The organism is Bradyrhizobium sp. 191 (genome assembly GCF_023100985.1).
In the GTDB taxonomy this organism is placed as follows: domain Bacteria; phylum Pseudomonadota; class Alphaproteobacteria; order Rhizobiales; family Xanthobacteraceae; genus Bradyrhizobium; species Bradyrhizobium diversitatis.
Genome location: NZ_CP064692.1, coordinates 3,100,037 through 3,117,929, shown reverse-complemented (window position 1 = coordinate 3,117,929; position 17,893 = coordinate 3,100,037). Strand labels below are relative to the sequence as shown.

Annotated in this window: 15 protein-coding genes, 2 pseudogenes and 1 other annotated feature; of the genes and pseudogenes, 7 read left to right on the top strand and 10 right to left on the bottom strand. The window is 57.9% G+C overall.

The window, feature by feature from the left end:
* The first annotated feature begins 29 nt into the window (after positions 1-29).
* A protein-coding gene (locus IVB23_RS14330; protein WP_247800019.1) for an IS3 family transposase occupies positions 30-1,261 on the top strand; the annotation gives its coding sequence in 2 pieces (ribosomal slippage) (positions 30-321 and positions 321-1,261; 1,233 coding nt in all).
* Positions 314-430, top strand: a sequence feature (AL1L pseudoknot). (Overlaps the previous gene by 117 nt.)
* Before the next feature lie 93 nt (positions 1,262-1,354).
* Positions 1,355-1,723 (top strand): hypothetical protein, encoded by a 369-nt coding sequence (locus IVB23_RS14325; RefSeq protein WP_247803960.1) that lies wholly within the window; start codon positions 1,355-1,357, stop codon positions 1,721-1,723.
* Here the strand turns inward: IVB23_RS14325 and IVB23_RS14320 are convergent.
* The 3 genes from IVB23_RS14320 to IVB23_RS14310 form a co-directional block, all read right to left on the bottom strand.
* Entirely contained in the window at positions 1,707-3,230 is a 1,524-nt protein-coding gene (locus IVB23_RS14320) for an IS66 family transposase (RefSeq protein WP_247803959.1), read from the bottom strand. The two genes, IVB23_RS14325 and IVB23_RS14320, sit on opposite strands and share 17 nt — an antisense overlap.
* A gap of 89 nt (positions 3,231-3,319) precedes the next feature.
* On the bottom strand, positions 3,320-3,676 hold the full coding sequence (gene tnpB / locus IVB23_RS14315) for an IS66 family insertion sequence element accessory protein TnpB (protein ID WP_247803958.1): 357 nt from the start codon (positions 3,674-3,676) through the stop codon (positions 3,320-3,322).
* Positions 3,673-4,110, bottom strand: a complete 438-nt coding sequence (locus IVB23_RS14310; RefSeq protein WP_247803957.1) for a transposase — start codon at positions 4,108-4,110, stop codon at positions 3,673-3,675. The genes tnpB (IVB23_RS14315) and IVB23_RS14310 overlap by 4 nt, the downstream gene beginning before the upstream one ends.
* A 1,031-nt stretch (positions 4,111-5,141) precedes the next feature.
* Here IVB23_RS14310 and IVB23_RS14305 point away from each other — a divergent pair.
* Together IVB23_RS14305 and IVB23_RS14300 are read left to right on the top strand one after the other, a co-directional pair.
* Positions 5,142-5,885 (top strand): LuxR family transcriptional regulator, encoded by a 744-nt coding sequence (locus IVB23_RS14305; protein WP_247804865.1) that lies wholly within the window; start codon positions 5,142-5,144, stop codon positions 5,883-5,885.
* 862 nt (positions 5,886-6,747) lie between these two features.
* Positions 6,748-6,900, top strand: coding sequence for a hypothetical protein (locus IVB23_RS14300; protein ID WP_247803956.1), 153 nt, complete (start codon positions 6,748-6,750; stop codon positions 6,898-6,900).
* Between the two features lie 72 nt (positions 6,901-6,972).
* On the opposite strand, the pseudogene IVB23_RS14295 reads toward IVB23_RS14300, so the two are convergent.
* The 6 genes and pseudogenes from IVB23_RS14295 to IVB23_RS14270 form a co-directional block, all read right to left on the bottom strand.
* A pseudogene (locus IVB23_RS14295) lies at positions 6,973-7,685 on the bottom strand (IS5 family transposase).
* A 113-nt stretch (positions 7,686-7,798) separates the two neighbouring features.
* A complete protein-coding gene (locus tag IVB23_RS14290) occupies positions 7,799-9,016 on the bottom strand; it encodes an MFS transporter (protein ID WP_247803955.1) in 1,218 nt (405 codons plus the stop codon).
* A gap of 856 nt (positions 9,017-9,872) precedes the next feature.
* Positions 9,873-10,592, bottom strand: a pseudogene (locus IVB23_RS14285) (outer membrane beta-barrel protein).
* 572 nt (positions 10,593-11,164) lie between these two features.
* Positions 11,165-11,773, bottom strand: a complete 609-nt coding sequence (locus IVB23_RS14280; RefSeq protein ID WP_247803954.1) for an NAD(P)-binding domain-containing protein — start codon at positions 11,771-11,773, stop codon at positions 11,165-11,167.
* Between the two features lie 167 nt (positions 11,774-11,940).
* Positions 11,941-12,624, bottom strand: coding sequence for an HAD hydrolase-like protein (locus IVB23_RS14275; RefSeq protein WP_247803953.1), 684 nt, complete (start codon positions 12,622-12,624; stop codon positions 11,941-11,943).
* A 158-nt stretch (positions 12,625-12,782) separates the two neighbouring features.
* Entirely contained in the window at positions 12,783-13,247 is a 465-nt protein-coding gene (locus IVB23_RS14270) for a hypothetical protein (protein ID WP_247803952.1), read from the bottom strand.
* A 1,579-nt stretch (positions 13,248-14,826) separates the two neighbouring features.
* Here IVB23_RS14270 and IVB23_RS14265 point away from each other — a divergent pair.
* On the top strand, positions 14,827-15,639 hold the full coding sequence (locus IVB23_RS14265; RefSeq protein WP_247803951.1) for an arylamine N-acetyltransferase: 813 nt from the start codon (positions 14,827-14,829) through the stop codon (positions 15,637-15,639).
* 96 nt (positions 15,640-15,735) lie between these two features.
* Here IVB23_RS14265 and IVB23_RS14260 read toward each other — a convergent pair whose 3' ends face one another.
* Positions 15,736-16,182 carry a hypothetical protein gene (locus IVB23_RS14260; protein ID WP_247803950.1) on the bottom strand — a complete coding sequence of 149 codons (447 nt, stop codon included), beginning with the start codon at positions 16,180-16,182 and terminating at the stop codon, positions 15,736-15,738.
* Between the two features lie 546 nt (positions 16,183-16,728).
* Here IVB23_RS14260 and IVB23_RS14255 point away from each other — a divergent pair.
* Positions 16,729-17,013 (top strand): DUF4172 domain-containing protein, encoded by a 285-nt coding sequence (locus tag IVB23_RS14255; RefSeq protein WP_346659142.1) that lies wholly within the window; start codon positions 16,729-16,731, stop codon positions 17,011-17,013.
* A gap of 519 nt (positions 17,014-17,532) precedes the next feature.
* A complete protein-coding gene (tnpB, locus tag IVB23_RS14250) occupies positions 17,533-17,886 on the top strand; it encodes an IS66 family insertion sequence element accessory protein TnpB (protein WP_247342129.1) in 354 nt (117 codons plus the stop codon).
* Positions 17,887-17,893 lie beyond the last annotated feature (7 nt).

The following is a 17,893-nucleotide window of genomic DNA, read 5'->3' as shown; positions in this document are numbered from 1 at the left end:
GAGGCTCCAACTCCTGAGAGGATGGAGCCATGACGAGCAAGACAACGAACAAGTTTTCACCCGAGGTCCGGACCCGAGCGGTTCGGATGGTTCTGGATCACGCCGGCGAGCACCCGTCGCGCTGGGCGGCAGTGACGTCAATCGCGGCCAAGATCGGCTGCACGCCGCAGACGCTGCATGACTGGGTCAAGAAGGCCGAGGTCGATAGCGGGCAGCGGACCGGCGTTCCGACCGATACGGCCGAGAAGCTGAAGGCGCTCGAACGGGAGAACCGCGAGCTTCGGCAGGCCAACGAGATCCTGCGCAAGGCAAGCGCCTATTTTGCGATGGCGGAGCTCGACCGCCGGTCCAAGCCATGATCGCCTTCATTGACGATCATCGTGGGGCGCATGGGGTCGAGCCGATCTGCAAGGTGTTGCCGATTGCCCCCTCGACCTACCACGCCCATGTCGCGAAGCGGCGCGATCCGGCCACGCGGTCGGCGCGCGCCAGGCTGGACGCCGCGCTGAAGATCGAGGTTCGGCGCGTCTTCGATCAAAACTTCTCCGTCTACGGCGTGCGCAAGGTCTGGCGGCAGCTCAAGCGCGAAGGCTTCGATGTTGCCCGTTGCACGGTGTCGCGACTGATGCGGGACATGGGTTTGCAAGGGGTCATCCGCGGCAAATCCGTCAAGACCACGATCAGCGACAAGGCCGCGCCATGCCCGATGGATCACGTCAATCGCCAGTTCAAGGCACCAAGGCCGAACGTCCTCTGGCTCTCCGACTTCACCTATGTCGCGACCTGGACCGGCTTCGTCTACGTCGCCTTTGTGATCGACGCCTATGCCCGCAGGATCGTGGGCTGGCGGGCCTCCCGCACGGCGCACGCAGGCTTCGTGCTCGATGCGCTGGAGCAGGCCCTGCACGATCGCCGACCGGTCCATCGCGGCGGGCTCGTGCATCATAGCGATAGGGGCAGCCAATACGTCTCTATCAAATACACCGAACGCCTGGCTGAAGCTGGCGTCGAGCCTTCTGTCGGCAGCGTCGGAGATTCCTATGACAACGCTCTCGCCGAAACCATCAACGGTCTCTACAAGGCCGAGGTGATCCATCGGCGCGGACCATGGCGCAGCTTCGAGGCCGTCGAGTTCGCGACGCTGGAATGGGTGGACTGGTTCAACAACCGGCGGCTCCTGGAGCCCATCGGCAACATCCCGCCGGCCGAAGCCGAGCAACGCTACTACGCCATGCTGGAACAACCGGCCATGGCGGCATAACTTAAACCAAATGGCCTCCGGCAAACCCGGGGCGGTTCACTTCGAGACAGATTGGAAGCTCGATCGCATAGTTTTTCTGCAATCAATGAATACTTGAAGGACGAATTCTCTCTGATCGTTATGATCGCATTTGATGAGATGTGTACTTGCCGCGCCTATGCTGCGGATAGAGAGTTCTATGCCGGACTTGGCAGCAGCTTCCTTCATTGCCTGAGAGAGGTGGTTGCCGACGAGGCAGTTCACTCGATGAACGCTGTTAATGTTCTCCGTGCCCGTTACTGCGAGCGCATTCCCGAAATCGGCGAGATTCTCGACAGCCTAATCCGCAGCGTGGATGATCCGGACTATGCCGGCACCTTCGTACTGGATTACTTCGGCGGGAATTACACGAAGCAGATGTTTGTCAACTGCCGCGCCGCTGTCCTGAGAAACGTAAGCGCTGTTCTTAGGCCACGGCTTTGAGTTCTTGCGTTCTGTAAGCCCACGGCAGCAGCTGATCGATATCGCGGTTGGGGTGACTATCGACGATACGTGTCAGAACGTCGGTCAGATACGCGAGCGGGTCGATGTCGTTCAACTTGCAGGTCTCGATCAGGGACGCGACGGTGGCCCAATGCTCGGCGCCTCCGTCGGAACCCGCGAACAACGCGTTCTTCCGGTTGAGTGCGATCGGGCGGATGGAGCGCTCGACGGTATTGTTATCGAGCTCGATGCGACCGTCGTCGATGAAGCGCGTCAGGCCCTCCCAGCGCGACAGGGCGTAGCGGATGGCCATGGCGAGCTTGCTCTTCTGGCTGATCAGACCGAGTTTTGCGCGCAACCACGGTTCGAGCGCATCGATCAGGGGACGGCTTTTTAGGGAGCGAACTGTTCGGCGCTCCTCGGGACTTCGACCGCGGACGTCTTTCTCGACGGCGTAGAGCCCGGCAATACGTTCGAGCGCTTCGCTGGCGATCGGTGCCGGACCGGATACGGCAAGCTCATAGAAGCCACGCCGAACATGCGACCAGCAGAATGCAAGGCGGACATCGCCGCGATCGGCCAGCTTGCGGTAGCCGGCATAACCATCGACCTGCAGAATGCCCTTGAAGCCCTCCAGATGGGTAATTGGCCGTTCAGATTTGCGATCGGGTGCGTAGACATAGACGACGCCAGGTGGGTCACAGCCGCCCCATGGCCGGTCGTCAGCGGCATAGGCCCAGAGCTGTCCGGTCTTGGTGCAGCCACGGCCGGGATCCAGCACGGGCGCGGTCGTCTCGTCCGCAAACAGACGGGGTAGCTGCTTCAGCTTCACCAGCAGCCGCTCCTGCAGCGGGCGCAGGTGCCAGGCGGCGTGGCCAACCCAGTCCGCCAGCGTTGATCGGTCCAACTCGATGCCTTGCCGGGCGTAGATCTGCGCCTGGCGATACAGCGGCAGATGATCGGCATATTTCGACACCAGGACCTGGGCGATGGTGGCTTCCGTCGGCATGCCGCCTTCGATCAGTCGCGCCGGCGCGAGGGCCTGCACGACACCATCTTCGCAACGCCGGCAGGCGTATTTCGGGCGGCGGGTGACGAGCACCCGGAACTGCGCCGGCACGATGTCCAGCCGCTCGCTCTTATCCTCCCCGATCCGGTGCAACTCGCCCTGGCAGCAGGGACAAGCCTTGTCGTCGATGTCGACGACGAACTCGATCCGCGGCAGATGCGCCGGCAACGAGCCGCGGTTGGTGCGTCGCTTCTCGGCCCGTGCAGCTCTTGAGGCCGGAGCCGACTGATCTGCTGTCGCGGCATCGCTCGCCGCCGTTTGCTCGACATCTTCGAGGCCAAGCAACATTTGATCTTCGGGCAACGTCTCGGCTCGGCGGCCAAAACGATGCCGCTGCAATTCCTTGATGATCTGGCGCAGTCGCTCGTTCTGTATTCGCTCGGCGAGCAGCATCGCTTTCAGCGTCTCAAGATCGTCGGGCAATGCGTCGCTTGGCATGATCGAATCAGATCATATTCGGCGGCATTTTGCGACGGCCGCGATGCGGCTAATTCACTTCGCCGCGGAGATAAATGATCAGCCGTCAATCAACCTGGTTGCATCGGTGTCACTATTTCCTGCGCCTCGTGGACGCGCCGCCAGTCCAGCCCTTCCAGCAGTGCAGACAACTGCGCGGCCGATAATTTCATCACGCCGTTCTCAATCTTCGGCCACCGGAAGATGCCGTCCTCCAGCCGCTTGGCGAACAGACAAAGACCGGTGCCATCCCAGAACACTAGCTTAATCCGGTCGGCGCGCTTCGCCCTGAACACGTAGACCGCTCCAGAGAACGGATCCGCAGCCATCGTCTCGCGCACCAGTACCGCCAGTCCCTCGGCGCCTTTGCGGAAGTCGACAGGTTTGGTCGCCACCATCACGCGAACCGCGCCGGTCGGACCGATCACGTGCCATCTTTCAATGCTCGCAGCACCGCTGTCACGGTCTGTAGGTCCGCACCGCGACCAACCCGAACCGTCACGCCGTCGATCTCGACCTCGATCATTCCCGCACCGGGCTCAACCTGGCGCCGCGGCATTTTGCGTTGACGACGGACGGACGGACAAGTCGGTGCCACGTCCGGGACCGCCGGAACGAACTGCAACTCTTCAGCATGCGAAAGCGCAGTCTGGGACGCCTGCAATTCCCGCCGCCAGCCAAATAGTTGTTGCGGCGAAAGTCCGTGCCGTCGGGCTACGGCAGAGACAGACTCGCCGCTCGCTACGATCTCCGCGACGATCCGTGCCTTGTCCTCGTCGCTCCACGTTCGCCGGCGACCGGCACCGGTGAACACCTCAAGCCGATGAACCGGCTTAGTGATAGCATTATCCACTGTGTCCATTCTAAGCCTAACGGTTATCAGAACCATCAGACTCGCAGATCAGGACATCATCAGGAAGGTGACCTCGGAACACCGCTTACTGAGAAACGTCGCTAAGCCGCTAACAGCCGCAGTGACGGATTGAAGCGTCGGCGCGCAAGTGGACAGACGAGCGTCTGCGCCTCATCTCCTGTCGGTGCCTCAGATTGCATGTGTTGGTCGGTCAGAGCGGATTCGGCTCACAGAGGAGTCAGATAGCCTGCATGCGCTGTCCTTGAATTTTTCCGCTTGTTTTCAGGTTCTTGGCAAGCGACACGCAATAATGAGCGATTCAGCGGTGCGTTGCACAAGGGGGCACCGATCACACGTCAAGAGAAAAAGCCAATCAGGCAATCATCACGAACAATTAAGCCAAATGGCGCTGTCGGCTTTCCTCCTGATGTCGCGAATTCTTCAACGCACGCGCCCGAGGCATCTATCCCAATTCTCTCAAGTCATTGTCGTTGAACCCGATTTTTTGGAGCGGTGCAACTGGTACGACACTTGCTGTTCTTATCCCCAGGTTCTCTCCCTTCCGGAGATGCGTATGCAAAGTGCCCTCTGCACCAAGCAGAATTTCCGACTGCCGGCATATCGGGGTATCCCCCCGACGAACATCGTCATGCACCACGAGGGCCGGTCGCGCTCAACCCTTAACAATTGTTCGCGTCGGAGGCGTCCGACTAGGGCACCCAGACGCCGCGCATTGTTCATGCAAGGAGCCAAACTTGCGCGACGAGCCTGTTGGGCTGCTCATCGACCGGGCTCTCGTCGGCGCCGGCGCGGTGAAGATCAATTGCGGCCTGACGATGCAGATCCGTAGATCGTGCACGACCGTGGCCCACTTCTTTTCATGCTCGCCGGCAAGCCGAACATCTGCGGTGACACCGGGGTCGTTGAGCTCGGGATCATGGAGCGGCTCGGCGACGGATTGGAACTTGCCTCCGCTTAAAACAAGCTCAATCGAGCGGCGCAATACCGACCTTTTGGGTCAGCCCGCTAAGGCGCCCAAAATGGATCTTTTCAGCTTCACCGAATGCGCGACGCGAACGCAATCCCTCCGATCGCTTTTCGAGCTTCTTGTGAGCTGTGCCAGCGACGAAGGCTTCAGCGAAGTCTCTTACGGAGCGCTCAATTTCGCGGAGCCACTTCGCCTACCGGAGTATCCGCCGCCCGCCGTGGCCGTTAAGTGGCCGCCCGAATGGTGTGAACGATATTTTAAGCGAATGTACCACAAAATCGATCCGGTGGTCCGGCGGACACCGACGCTTTCGCGGCCGTTTCTGTGGGATCAACTCGACGAGCAATATCAACTACAGCCCGACGAAAGGCGCGTACTTGATGAGGCCAGAGAGGCCGGTCTCAAGCACGGCATGAGTGTACCATTGTTTGGGCCATTGGGTCGATTATCGGTCGTGTCGTTTGCATCTCGGTTCGACGATGCCGATCCTCAACATTCCAAAGGCCATCTCAACGCACTAGCCTGGCACTTTCACACCGCTTGTGTGGAAATCACACGCCCGGCGGAAGATAACTGCAATATGAGAGTTGCGCTATCACAGCGGGAACTAGATTGTTTACGGTGGGTGGCAGAGGGCAAATCGTCATGGGAAATCGGGAGGATATTACAAATCAGCGAGAATACGGTGAACTTTCATCTTAAGAACGCGATGCGAAAGCTGGGCGCGACCAGCCGGATCCAAGCCGTCATTGTGGCGATCCGCCTCAATCTTATTTTTGATGTCCATGCTGCGTGAGCATCTTGATGGACGATGATTGTATCGAAGCCAGTTTGCGTCTGGAAACTGCTGTGAAGACAAAAATCGATCCTATGGGCAATCGTTCGCCAAGGCATTGAGCAAGCTCGACCTGACATCTGACGAAGCCACTTGCTCCTAGCGCGCAGGTTGTATATGGCAACTAGTGCTTAGTTCCGGGCATTCTTTGGAGCGTTAAGTTAGAATCGGTCTGGCTAGGGAATCCAGCATTTGCAGGTGTTCGTAGGACGTGAGGTTTTCAGTCGCCGATCGTAGCTGTAGGCGCCAATGAAGATCGGTAGTTTGATTCGAGCTGATCGGTTTGCTTCAGTTTTTTGTCGTGAGTTTAAAACTGCTACTGGTTCGAATATATGCTATCTTATCAGGTATGAATGGATCAAAAGACCAGCTTCTAAACCCGGTCGACAAGCTCCTTCTGGAGGGGGGCTGGTGGATTCGACGTGGCTGATGCGCCACGGCTACTCTGCCCAGCTTCAAAGTTCTTAAGTAAAATCAGGCTGGCACGAACAGCCCAAGCGTAGTGTCTTCCGGCGGCCGCGCGGCGCCCTAAGCTGGCAACAGGTATCCCTCCAGACAATCGTCCACTATTCGCCGCCTGTCATGGTGGGCGGACGGCGTTCGAACTGCAAGGCTATGCGCACACCTTCCGCAATCGACGACGCGCATGCATCTCTATGGTCCAAAAGCGCGCCGCAATGGGTTAAAAAGCCGCCGCTGTCCCTCGACTATGCATGCCTGTACGTTTCCTAAAGGGCCATCTCGACGCCCGAACGGATCATGAGCAGTATTGCGGTCGAAATGAATGCGACGATCAAGACAAAACGACTCGGATGTGAATCTAATGCTGGCCATGAGCCAATCACCGATCAAACAGACCGAGTTCTTGTTTCTGCAAGGCAATCTGGAAGGCTATCAGAGCGACAGCGATCCGAATCCGCGTAGGTTGGATGATCTCGAGGGCAATCCAGGTGCTCAATCGCCGGGCCGCCTCTAGTTTCCTCAAATGTATGATTGCTGTCGACCGCGACGCTCTGACTCAGGAAGACTGGCTAGGGTCTGTTTGGATTCATCTTGAGTTTGTCACGGCGGCGGTCAGATTGATCATTGCTTCGAAGCTCAAATCGGTTTTGTCGGCGCGCATGGCGATCCGCTTGAATTCCTTGAGCTTGCAGAAGAAATTTTCGATCAGATGCCGCCATTTGTACATTTCCTTGTCGATGGCGAGAGGCTTGGCGCGACGTGGGTGCTGGGAAATGACCACCTTGGCGCCGCGCTTGTCGAGGTCGGCGATGATGGCATTGCTGTCGAACGCCTTGTCTGCGATCAGCGCATCGAAGGCCAGCCCTTCGATAAGCGGCGAGACGCCGACCGTGTCGAAGCGCTGGCCGGGCAGCAGCACGAAACGCACGAGATTACCGAGCGCGTCGGTAAGTGCCAGGATTTTGGTGGTCATACCGCCTTTCGAGCGGCCGATGGCTTGGTTTTGCGTCCCCCTTTTGCGCCCTGTCCGTGGCGGTGGACTTTGACGATGGTGGCATCGACCATGACGTATTCCATGTCCGGCTCGTCCGAGACCGCATCGAACAGACGCTTCCAGACACCTGCCTTCGCCCAGTCGCGGAAACGCGTGTATACGGTTATCCAGTTGCCGAAGGCGCGCGGCAGATCGCGCCATGGGCTGCCTGTCCGGGCGATCCACAAGACTGCTTCGACAAATAGCCGGTTGTTCTTGCCGCTCCGGCCGGGATCAGCCGGCTTGCCAAGACAATGTGGTTCCATCTTCGCCCATTGGGCGTCAGTCAAAACGAATCGGTTCATCCCAAGCTTGAATCACAGCCAAGCCCAAATGAGAATCCTGAATCCAAACAGGCCCTAGTGCGTGAGTCCGATCATCAGTCTCTCGCCACGCGCTGCGGTGTCAGATTGGCGGCGCGGATGAATGCCGCAGCGAGCAAGGCTGAGAGAGCATAGCCGAGACCTGGCAATATCAGCGTGACCCTGTAGCCAAATCTCGCCGCGATAAATCCGCTCGCCGCGAAGCCTATCAATGCGAACGCCGACATCACCGAAGTCAGGAACGTGACATCTGTCCCCGCCTTGCCTGGCCGGGCGAGCGCGAGAAACCAGCTTGTGAATGTAACATGCTGGACTGCGAGGGCCGCGAACACGATCCCAACGCTCGCGACGGCGCTCACGCGAACGCCGACATAGCGATCGATAATCGCAAGCGCTCCAAAACCGATGGCCAGGACTGCACAGCCCCAGATCACGCCCCGGTTCGGCGCCATTCGGGTCAGGATCGCGCTGGTCACTGGCGCGATGATCGTATACGTCACGACGTTCGAGAGCGCTCCGATCCATCCGATATCTGCCGCGGCAAAGCCGAGATCGACGAGCCGCAACTGCACCATTGCGAACGCCAGCGCGATCCCGATAACGCCGGGCGCTATCAATGCGGCCGTTGTCCACATGCCGTTGTTGAGAAGGATCGGGAAGATAGACAGGCGCTGCGGTGAGCGCCATCGGTTCATGCAATGGAGCGGTTCAGGAATCGCGAACACCCATCCAGCGAAAACGGCTAGCAGCAGCGCTAAGCCCAGCAAAGCCGGACGCCAACCGGCAATCTCGATCAGCTGGAGGCAGACCGCGCCACCGATCACGTGGCCGACGACCCGTCCCCAGCCCAGCAGCGCAGCGCCGAGCGGACGCTCGCCGGAACCGAGGGCTTCCGCTATGTAGCCCAATGTTGCGATCCGCTGTGTGGCGGCGACGGTCGCAAGGGCGAGAGAAACAAGAAAAACCGGCACGAAATCGGTCTTTGGGTTCAAAAATGCCATCACTGCCAGCGCAGTGGTAATGGCGATTTGGGTCAACAGGATCCATGACCGCCTCAGCCCGAGACGATTGAGGCTCCATCGATCCACGACGGGGGCCCAAAGAAAGTTAACGGTGAAGGCAAAGAAGACCGTGCCATACAAGCCGACCAGTTCCAGGCTGGCGCCGTTGCCCCGAAGGATCACCGGATTGGCCGAATAGATCAACGCGATCGCCAGATACTGCTGACTGGCCAACGCAACCATCCCGATATGTGGCATGTAACGACTTGCCATCAAGCCTCTTCCTTTTAAAGAGCCGTTTCGCATGTGCTTCGAGAGCACGGTTTGGACAAGCAGTGGATCGTTCCAGCGCAGCAGCGCCTCAAACCGGACTATGATCCGAGCGTTGGCTGTACGGGGTGAGAGATCCGGGTGGCAGTTGCTACTTCGAATCAGTTCGCACACTGCGCCTGATCTTCATCTTGTCGAGCAAACCGACCTGCCAGAAACCGGGGGCGACGTCGCTATACATCGGCGAAGGATTATTGAAGGACGACCGGTCGTAACCGTCGCCGGCCTGCGCGCCAACTTATCCTCTGACCAGCTCCACAGAACGGGCGTCAGCTTTATTGCTGGGCCAAGGCCTGCCGAATTGACCTCGCAGCTAGCGATGGGCGCAATCATCGCGGCTCCTGAAGAAACGAACTCCAGATCACATCAAACACTCCATTGCGCTCATCCGGCTTTTAGCTAAGCGCCGTGAAGCCGGCATCGGTGACGGCGATACGAGATGAAGCAATCAGCGTGCCGTTTGAAAACCGAAGGTTCTCTAGTCCCCTCATGTTGCGCGGGCGCGTCAGATTGGAAACATCGATGTCTCGAACCCCACAATCGCGTCGTTAGTCTTGACGGTACACACCACGCGCATTTCAGAGGCGGAAGGCTGGGATCTGGCGCGTGCACCCAGTGTGCCGCTGCCGACGAGGCGCATATCGCCGGCTCCAGTGCAGAAGATCATGTCCCTTGCGTAACTTGGAAAGGCGGCGCTTCCGCAAAAGCGGCCATCAGCGCTGCGCGGAAGAGCACTCCGAAAAAAAGCCCCGACCGAAGGTTCGGGGCTGCTCGATCCGCCGCAAACGTGTTGAGATCGCTATTTTCTAACCACAGGAAACAGCTTGTAGCTAAGCCGAAGGGTTACCATATCGACATCCTGGTGAATGCGATCCGACCCGGCAGCGGGGAAGGTCACGTTGCTCTCCGGCATGAACAGCTGATCATACTCAACGCCAACTGACCAGCTGGGGGCGAAGTTAACTTCCAGGCCAGCGCCTACGGCGCGCCCCAACGGACATTATCGCTTTTAGCAAGCTCCGCCCCAGTGATCGTCGAGTTGATCTGGTCTGTGTTGCTGGTCACCACAGCACCGCCCTTGGCCTAAAGCAGCACGGTTTTGAAAGCGTAGCCGATCTGGCCGGTGAGCAAGCCGAACGCATCCGTCTTGGTTCGATTGATGTTCGACGGGAAAGCGGTGCTGATAGGAGCCGCTGAAGTCTGCCCAGTCGCCCTGGCCTTCAACGCCGTAGACCACATTGAACATCTGTCAGCGATAGCCAATCTGGCCACCGATAGTGCCGGCGGTCGTACCATGCCAGCCTTCGGGAGTAACGCCTGCGAAATCCCAGCAGTTATGGCTCGAGCCCCAGCCGCCGTTAATGCCGATATAGTAACCGGTCCAGTCACAGAGCGCGGGAGCGACCGACCGCTGCGGCGCGTTGGATTGGACAGGCTGTGGAGCGAGATCCGCGCCAAATGCGGGGACCGCCGCGTTGATTGCGACGATGCTTGCAGTCAGAAGCAGCAAATTCTTCATTGGAGTGTTATTCCTCACTTGAACCGGCTCTGCGCGTCTTGGCAACATCATCGTGAATTGCTGCAACTTCAGCACAACATTCCTCAGGAAGAAATCGCTCTAATCTCACGTTGCGTTAGGTACTGGAGCTAGAAATCCCGCCATTTCCAGAATGTTAGCGTTGATGCGCGTATTGCTCTTTCACCATCCGTATGTGGCTGTTGCGCCAAATCGCGGTCTCCTCTCTCGCGATCGCCTGGTATTCTTCGAAGAGCTTGGAAAGCGGGAACGACGGCCGAGCCTGCGTGCTCAAAACAGCAGCCCGGGCTCGAGCATCGCTTTGAAGTCCGCTAGCACAAAAGCATCTAGCCGATGCTTTGGCCATCCGTGTGAAGGCGACGCTGGAGAACAGGAAGACATGGACCGTAGAGGTTTGTTTTGGGTGCGTCGCTGCTAATTCTGCCGTGAGTCGTCATCCCTTGAGGAAAGCGCAAGATGAGGCAAGGTCAATTCACCTTTGCCTTCGGCGAGACAGGTTTGGAACGTTTGCGCGGCGGCAGTCAGAACTGGCACCTTCAACGCGGTTTCGTTCGCTAATCGCACGCCGCAGTCAATATCCTTTTTGGCGTTTCTGATCGATATTGCCAAAGCATCCGGCTTTTCGTCCAACAAAAGGCTGCAAAGTTTTGGAATATCCCGCTGTTGGTCGCGCCGCGACTGACCAAGGAGCGTAAGGTTGCAAGGTCGACGTCAATGGCATCGGCAAGCTGGCAAGCTTCGGCTACCACCGCCGCCATGCCCATCGTCATGCTATTATAGACAAGTTTGAGCTTATGGCCCTGTCCAATATCACCCACATGGACGATGTTCTCGCAAAATGCGGTAAGTACACGAGCCGCCATAGGAAACGTGTTCTGATCCGATCCAACGATGGCGTTGAGACGCCCTTGCTCTGCTTGTTCAGGGCTTCGTGTTACGGGGGCATCTATGAAGTGCAATGCATGCTTTTTGGCCTGTTCGGCTAGAGTGAGGGTTGAAGCAGGATAGGACGTGGTGCAGTCAAGTATCAAACTGTGTCGGGGCAAATGTGCAAATAGCCCATGTCGCCCAAGGCAGACTTCCTCGACCTCGCAACTTGAGGGCAGGGATAAAACGACGGCACTTACATGCCGGGCCAATTCAGAGTGCTCATGAGCACCCATGCCAGTCAAGCGTTCCGCGCCAACACGGGTTCTTTGACTTTGATATGCAGTTCAGTGCCATGACGCAAAAGACTGATTTCTATGCCTGTTCCCCATGCGCCCTGCGCCGATTAGGCCGATTCGTTGTCCGACTTTCCCGGGCGGAGTTTCAGTCATGCTCTGCGTCGCTATGAGTTCTGAAAAAGGCCACGCTCCTGCAGAATCGGCAGCAGCTTATGATGGTCCTCGATGAGATAATCCGGCTGCGCCGCTCGCAGACGCGTCTCGGAAACAAATCCGCCCGTAATGGCTACGCTGATCAAGCCAAGTTCGCGTGCAATATCCGTTTCGACCGGCATGTCCCCGACGATGAAAGTTGAGCTGGGGTCCAGATTGTATGCTCGCATATACAGACGAAGCCGCTCTCCTTTGCTTATGCCTTTATATTGAGTAGCGCGGCTTTCAAACGCCAGAACCTCCGCGACACAATCTTCGATTCCATGTCTTCGCAATTGGGTAATAAGGGGGGCGACTATATGGTTACTGACAATAATGCTGGAAACGTCTTGTTGAAGTGCCGTTTCCAAAATGCAACGCGCGCCTTCGCGCAGATCGGCTTTGCTCGCCAGCGGTTCGTAGGTGTCGTGAAAAATAGCGTTGTCATGGCTATCCACCGTTTCGATTTCACTCTCCGACATTCCTAGATTGCGGAAAAAAACCGAAAGTGGAACATCGAAATGATCCCGAAAAGTGTGCATGTCGATGGCAGCCCGGCCTAAGCGGCCCAAAATGGTGTTCGTCGTTTGTAGCAAGGCGTCGGCGTCGTCGAGGAGAGTGCCGTTCCAGTCGAATACAAGAGCAGGTTTCATCATGGCCTCATGCTGCAGACGTTTTCGTTGAGGTGAGATCGGCGATCAATCTATTCAAATTCTCGTCTGCGCGTTTTTGCCCGCCAGGGGTCGGCATCTCGAACGTAAACGCAGAAAAATCGATTCCCTCATGTCCCCGCGGCAGCAAGGAAAGCAGATCTTCAAAGGGCAAATACGTGATGGTAGCAGCGTTGATCGATAGAGCAATTTTGCGTTCGATCACCCGGAGCGTTTGCGGCGCGATCCTGCAGTTCTTTCCTATGTTCATCAGCGTCGACCAGAGCCCCGTTCAAACAAACCGTCAAACGACGGCAGGAGGTTTTATGATTGTCAAAGGGCTGGAAGTCGGCGTCACTCTTCTCTCTGTGAGAGGGAGCGCGAACGTGTGCTATAGCTCCATGCGGTCTGAAATGCGCGTCCTGCTCAGTGAAATCAACACCTGCTAGTTTGCCTGCTGGCCGGCATGACTTTGTATGTTGAAACCGTTCTTCATGCATAAACGCGGCAACGCCGAACCCCTCCTGTCCACGGTTTTCAAGCTTCGGCACCATGTGCTTGAGCTGATCGTAAACCGTCCTTTGTGAGCGGCTTGAAGGCAACAGAAATGCGCCTGCAACACCGGACATACTATGTCTCCTTGACCGACGATTATGGATGTCGCCCGTTGCGTGTTGTTGTTTTCCACCCTGTCCGGTTGCAGACATCCAATGTCTGGAACCGACACCGAGCGGAGGTAATCCGTCGACTCGCGCGAAGCACATGGTTTTGCGCCTCAGCAAGCAAGGCTCGTACCAAGTCCTCTTTCTCGCGCGTGAGGCTTCGCCGAGATTGGCAAACGAAGAGTGTGATTCGAAAAGGCCGCCCTGATCCGGCTTCCGGACTTCCGAGAACGCGGCCGCCAAAAGTCAGCTTTGGCGGGCACGGTGCCTGATGGGGGCTATCCCGCGGTGCTCCGCCTAGAAGCCGCAGCAAAGAGCGTTACGCGACTGTTGCCGCGGCGGGAATGTCTCTGTCCAATCCTCAAGCGGCCATTCCCAACCGTACGCTGAAGGACGAAGACGTTCAGTGAACCGGACGCCCCACCGAGGGACCATCGGGCCTGTTTGCTGATTGAATTCGTGCGCGCGCCGATCTCCTTGATGTCACGGAGCGAACAGCGCTGTCCGCCGTTGTTGCGGCTTTGAAGGGGTAGACGCTTCGTGACGGCATCGATGCGCAAAGTGAGGGCTATTGAAGCGTCACATAAATGAGGAGGCGTTTGCGAACGAAGCTCGCACGATTGGGCTAGACTTCACAGAATGTAGTTTCAGGCACATGGCGCAGACGCGAGCGAGGTCGGCAAGGGGACCGTATCATGTTTTGACGCCCCTATGTTTGTTTTCAGCCGTGTCGTCTTGAAGACGTTCATGTCCGGCCCCTGACATCAGGGCGTAAAATGTTTCCACGCGCGCCCGCAAAGCACATGGTGTTGTTGTCTTGCAGCAAGACTAGCATAGCGGTTTTCGGCATGTTGATTGCAGCGACGGTGAAGGACGCATTTCAAGAACAGCGGTCTCTCGCCGTCACCACTCAAGAGTTCAGATGAAAGCTATCTATTCTATCAAGCAACTCCGTCATTCTTCGAACGTTGGCGGCGCTACGCAGCACAATGGATGGCATCGGGCGACCGGCCATATTGCCGACACGGTGGAAATCTCGAAATCATCCAGAATCTCAAGGCCAGCGCGGCAGGTAATCGCAGATCAGGTGGCGACAAGCGGCCGTTCCGACGGCCAGGGGGCATCATGTGGACTACCGAAATGCAGAAGCGCCCGCAGATCAACTTGTTCGCGCAAGAGCGAGGCAAAGTGCCCGGCTAGGATATTTGATGAGCTCAACGCAAGCAATTCGTAAACGCCACGCCTGTATCGGGCAACCAGGCGCCCTGTGGATCTGGAAACGCGGAGCGTTCGCGGCGAGGCGAGACGACATGATTCGCAAGGCTGGAAGATCGTCGTTGCAAACCGCCGCGGATCGGAAGTCCTACGGGCTGTTCCGGTCGTGCACAAATGGCCCGTTGGCTCGATACCGGCACTGAGGCTGTCGCCGGAGTGCTCGGGCTGTTTCATTTCTATAGGAGAGATGGTCACCTTCTACACGTTGCCCTGCGAAGTCATCGCGCGTCCGGCCACTTAATCAAACGAATCCAGATATCAAGGACGTGCCATGGCATTTAAAATTGCGACCTATCTCGATCGGATCGGCCTTGCTCAAGTCCCGACAACGCTTGATGGCCTTCTTGCGCTCCAGCAGGCTCAAATGCGTGCGATCCCCTATGAGAACATTGATGTTCTGCTGGGCGATATCCCCGATCTGGCTGAAAATTCGATCTGGGCCAAACTGATCGATGCCCGGCGAGGCGGCTATTGCTTCGAATTGAACAAGTTGTTTGGCTTGGCGCTCGAAGCACTCGAGTTCACGGTCCGGCCCATTCTTTGCAGGGTGCGCATGGGGGCTCCGGAAGGTGGCCCACGCACACATCAGGCATTGATCGTGACCATAGAGGGCTGCGACTGGCTTGCCGATGCCGGCTTTCCCGGTCCGGCACCGATTGCACCGCTACGAATCGATACGAAGGAGCAGCAAATAGTTGGCCATGACGTGTTTCGTCTGCGGGCCGACCCGGCCAGTGGAGAGCTCGTGGTTGAACGCAAGAACCAAGATGAATGGTTCGCTCTTTTCGGTATCGACCGAGCCGTCGCCCTGCCACCAGATTGCGAGGGCGCCAACTTCATCTGCGCACGCTGGGACCGTATGCCCTTTCCATCCGTCCTCATGATGAGTGTGCTGACATCCGAGGGGCGTGCAACCTTGCTTAACAAGAAGCTCAAATTGACTCGCAGCCAATTTAAGGAAAGACAAACACTCGAAACGAAGATCGAACTGCAGCAGGTCTTGGCCAATGTCTTCGGGCTCCGACTGCCTCAGTACACCGTTGATTCCTTATGGGAAAAGCTTGGGTCGCGCGGAGTTGTATAGGAAAGAAAGTGATCAAGCATTGCCAGCGTGACGATGGCCTGTGCGACCACGCGTTCGTCAAACGCCTGCACCCGCGAAACTTGCGCAGACGCATCGCTAATCGGCTGTGTAGCGGTCGTGCCCTACCAGTTCTTTGCCGAGGTCGGCAAATAGTTCGTCGAAGCCATCTATCTTCAACAGACGGAAATTTGTGCCGAGCCTCCGTGCGAACGACTCGGCACAAGGACGCAGCGTTTCGCCATCACGATGCACCCTTATATGTATGCCGTGAGGAAAATCGAGCCACCCTTCCTTGTTCTGTGCAAAGATGCCTTCCATGATCGATGGCTCGGCTCCGCGATAGCCGATGAGAATAATCGGCGCGCCGTCGAGCACTGGCCTGAGCAGTGATACGAGGTTGGTATCGGGAACGCCGACTTCGCCGGCGGCGTTCTTGTCCGGAATATTGCTCAGCGCGTCCGTGCAACCAGACGAGCTGACATTTATTGAAGACGTTGAACTGGTCGTAATTACCGGGGGGCGGTTGACTTCGTGAACCATCACGGATGTGAGGCTGCCGTGCCTTCAGAGCGTCAGACGGAGACGAATCGAAATTCGTTGTTAGGATAGTGCCGACCAATCCCCGCATCACAAAAACTGAAAGGACCTGGTAGCCGCTGCTGATGTCGTTGTGCGGCCTTATCAGGTGCCTGGAGCAGGGGCGCAACGGATCGAGACTGCTTGCCCGGTTGGTACGAATCTCCTTGTGACCAGCGCGCACCGTTTGTTCCGAAGAACCTATGATCGGGGTTGCGGCTGCCCACACTTTCCATTTTCACGGGCCGCTTGCCGCGATTTAAGGGTTTAATCTCCGCATGGATGCGGCGATTATCCTCCCATTTGCGGCGAATAGGGCCCCATCACCGCATGAGGTGCGGCGATTAGGACCTACATCCATGAACCGGGAGGGGTGGCCGGAGTTCCGCTGGGACCACAAGGTCCTGGACTGTTGGCGGACGTGCGGCACAGGCAGGGGTGGCTCTTCGGGTGCATGCAGAGGCTTGGCTTGGGGCTGCGCAGCGAGGCCATGGTCCAGAGCTGACTGAGGACGTGCTGAAGTCCAGCGAGATCGAAGGTGAAATCCTTGGTTGCGATCAGGTGCGTTCGTCGATCGCCCGGCGGCTCGGCATGGATATCTGCGGGCTGGTTCCGGCGGATCGCGACGTCGAGGGCGTCGTCGAGATGATGCTCGACGCGACGCAGAAGTATGCCGACGGTCCTACCGACGAGCGGCTGTTTGGTTGGCATGCGGCGCTCTTCCCGAGAGGGCGCAGCGGTATGCACAAGATCACGGTCGGCGCATGCACGACGACAAGGCGGGACCGATGCAGGTGATCTCAAGCCCAGTCAGGCGTAAGCGTAGCGCCGCGGCCGTTCAGATTGTTTGTGCGCGGTCTTGGGAGCACCGTTAGAAGAGCCATCTTCTGCAAGGGTGCTCACAATGGACGACCATTCGGACGACATAAGACGACCGTCGCCGCGTATCGAAGTGTATACTGGTGCAGGTCGAAAGCCCTGGCCGGACGATTTGAAGGCACAGATTGCCGCGGAAAGCTTCGAGGCGGGCGCGATTGTCACAGATGTCGCTCGCCGCCATGGCTGCCGGCCCCAGCAGGTGCATGACTGGCGGCGTCGAGCGCGTTTGGGCCAGTTGGTGCTGCCGGCTTCGGCGGATACCTTATCGTTTGTGCCTTTGGTGTCGGAATCGTCGCTACCCGCGGCTGCGGAGCCCTCCGTATCGGCGGAAGCAGCTGTTGTTACGGTCGAGTTCCAGGGTGCACGGGTAGAGGTACGCGGGACGCCTGGCCTTGCGGTGCTAAGTGAGGTGTTCATGGCTCTGCGACGGACACGTTCATGCTGACGCCACCCGCGGGCCTCACGATTTACGTTGCGACCCAACCTGTGGACTTCAGAAAGGGTGCGGATGGCTTGGCGCTCTTGGCGAAGGAGACGCTGGGCCAAGACCCGATGAAGGGTGTGGCGGTGGTCTTCCGTGCGAAGCGCGCCGATCGAGTGAAGATTGTCGTCTGGGATGGCACCGGCCTGGTGATGTACTGGAAGCGGCTCGATAGCAGCGGCTTCAAATGGCCTCCCATCGTGGCCGGCATGATGCGCATGAATGCCGCGCAGCTGTCCGCGCTTCTGGCCGGCATGGATTGGACACGCATGCACGCACCTCGAATCCCGCAACCGAAAGCACTTGCGTAGGGAATAA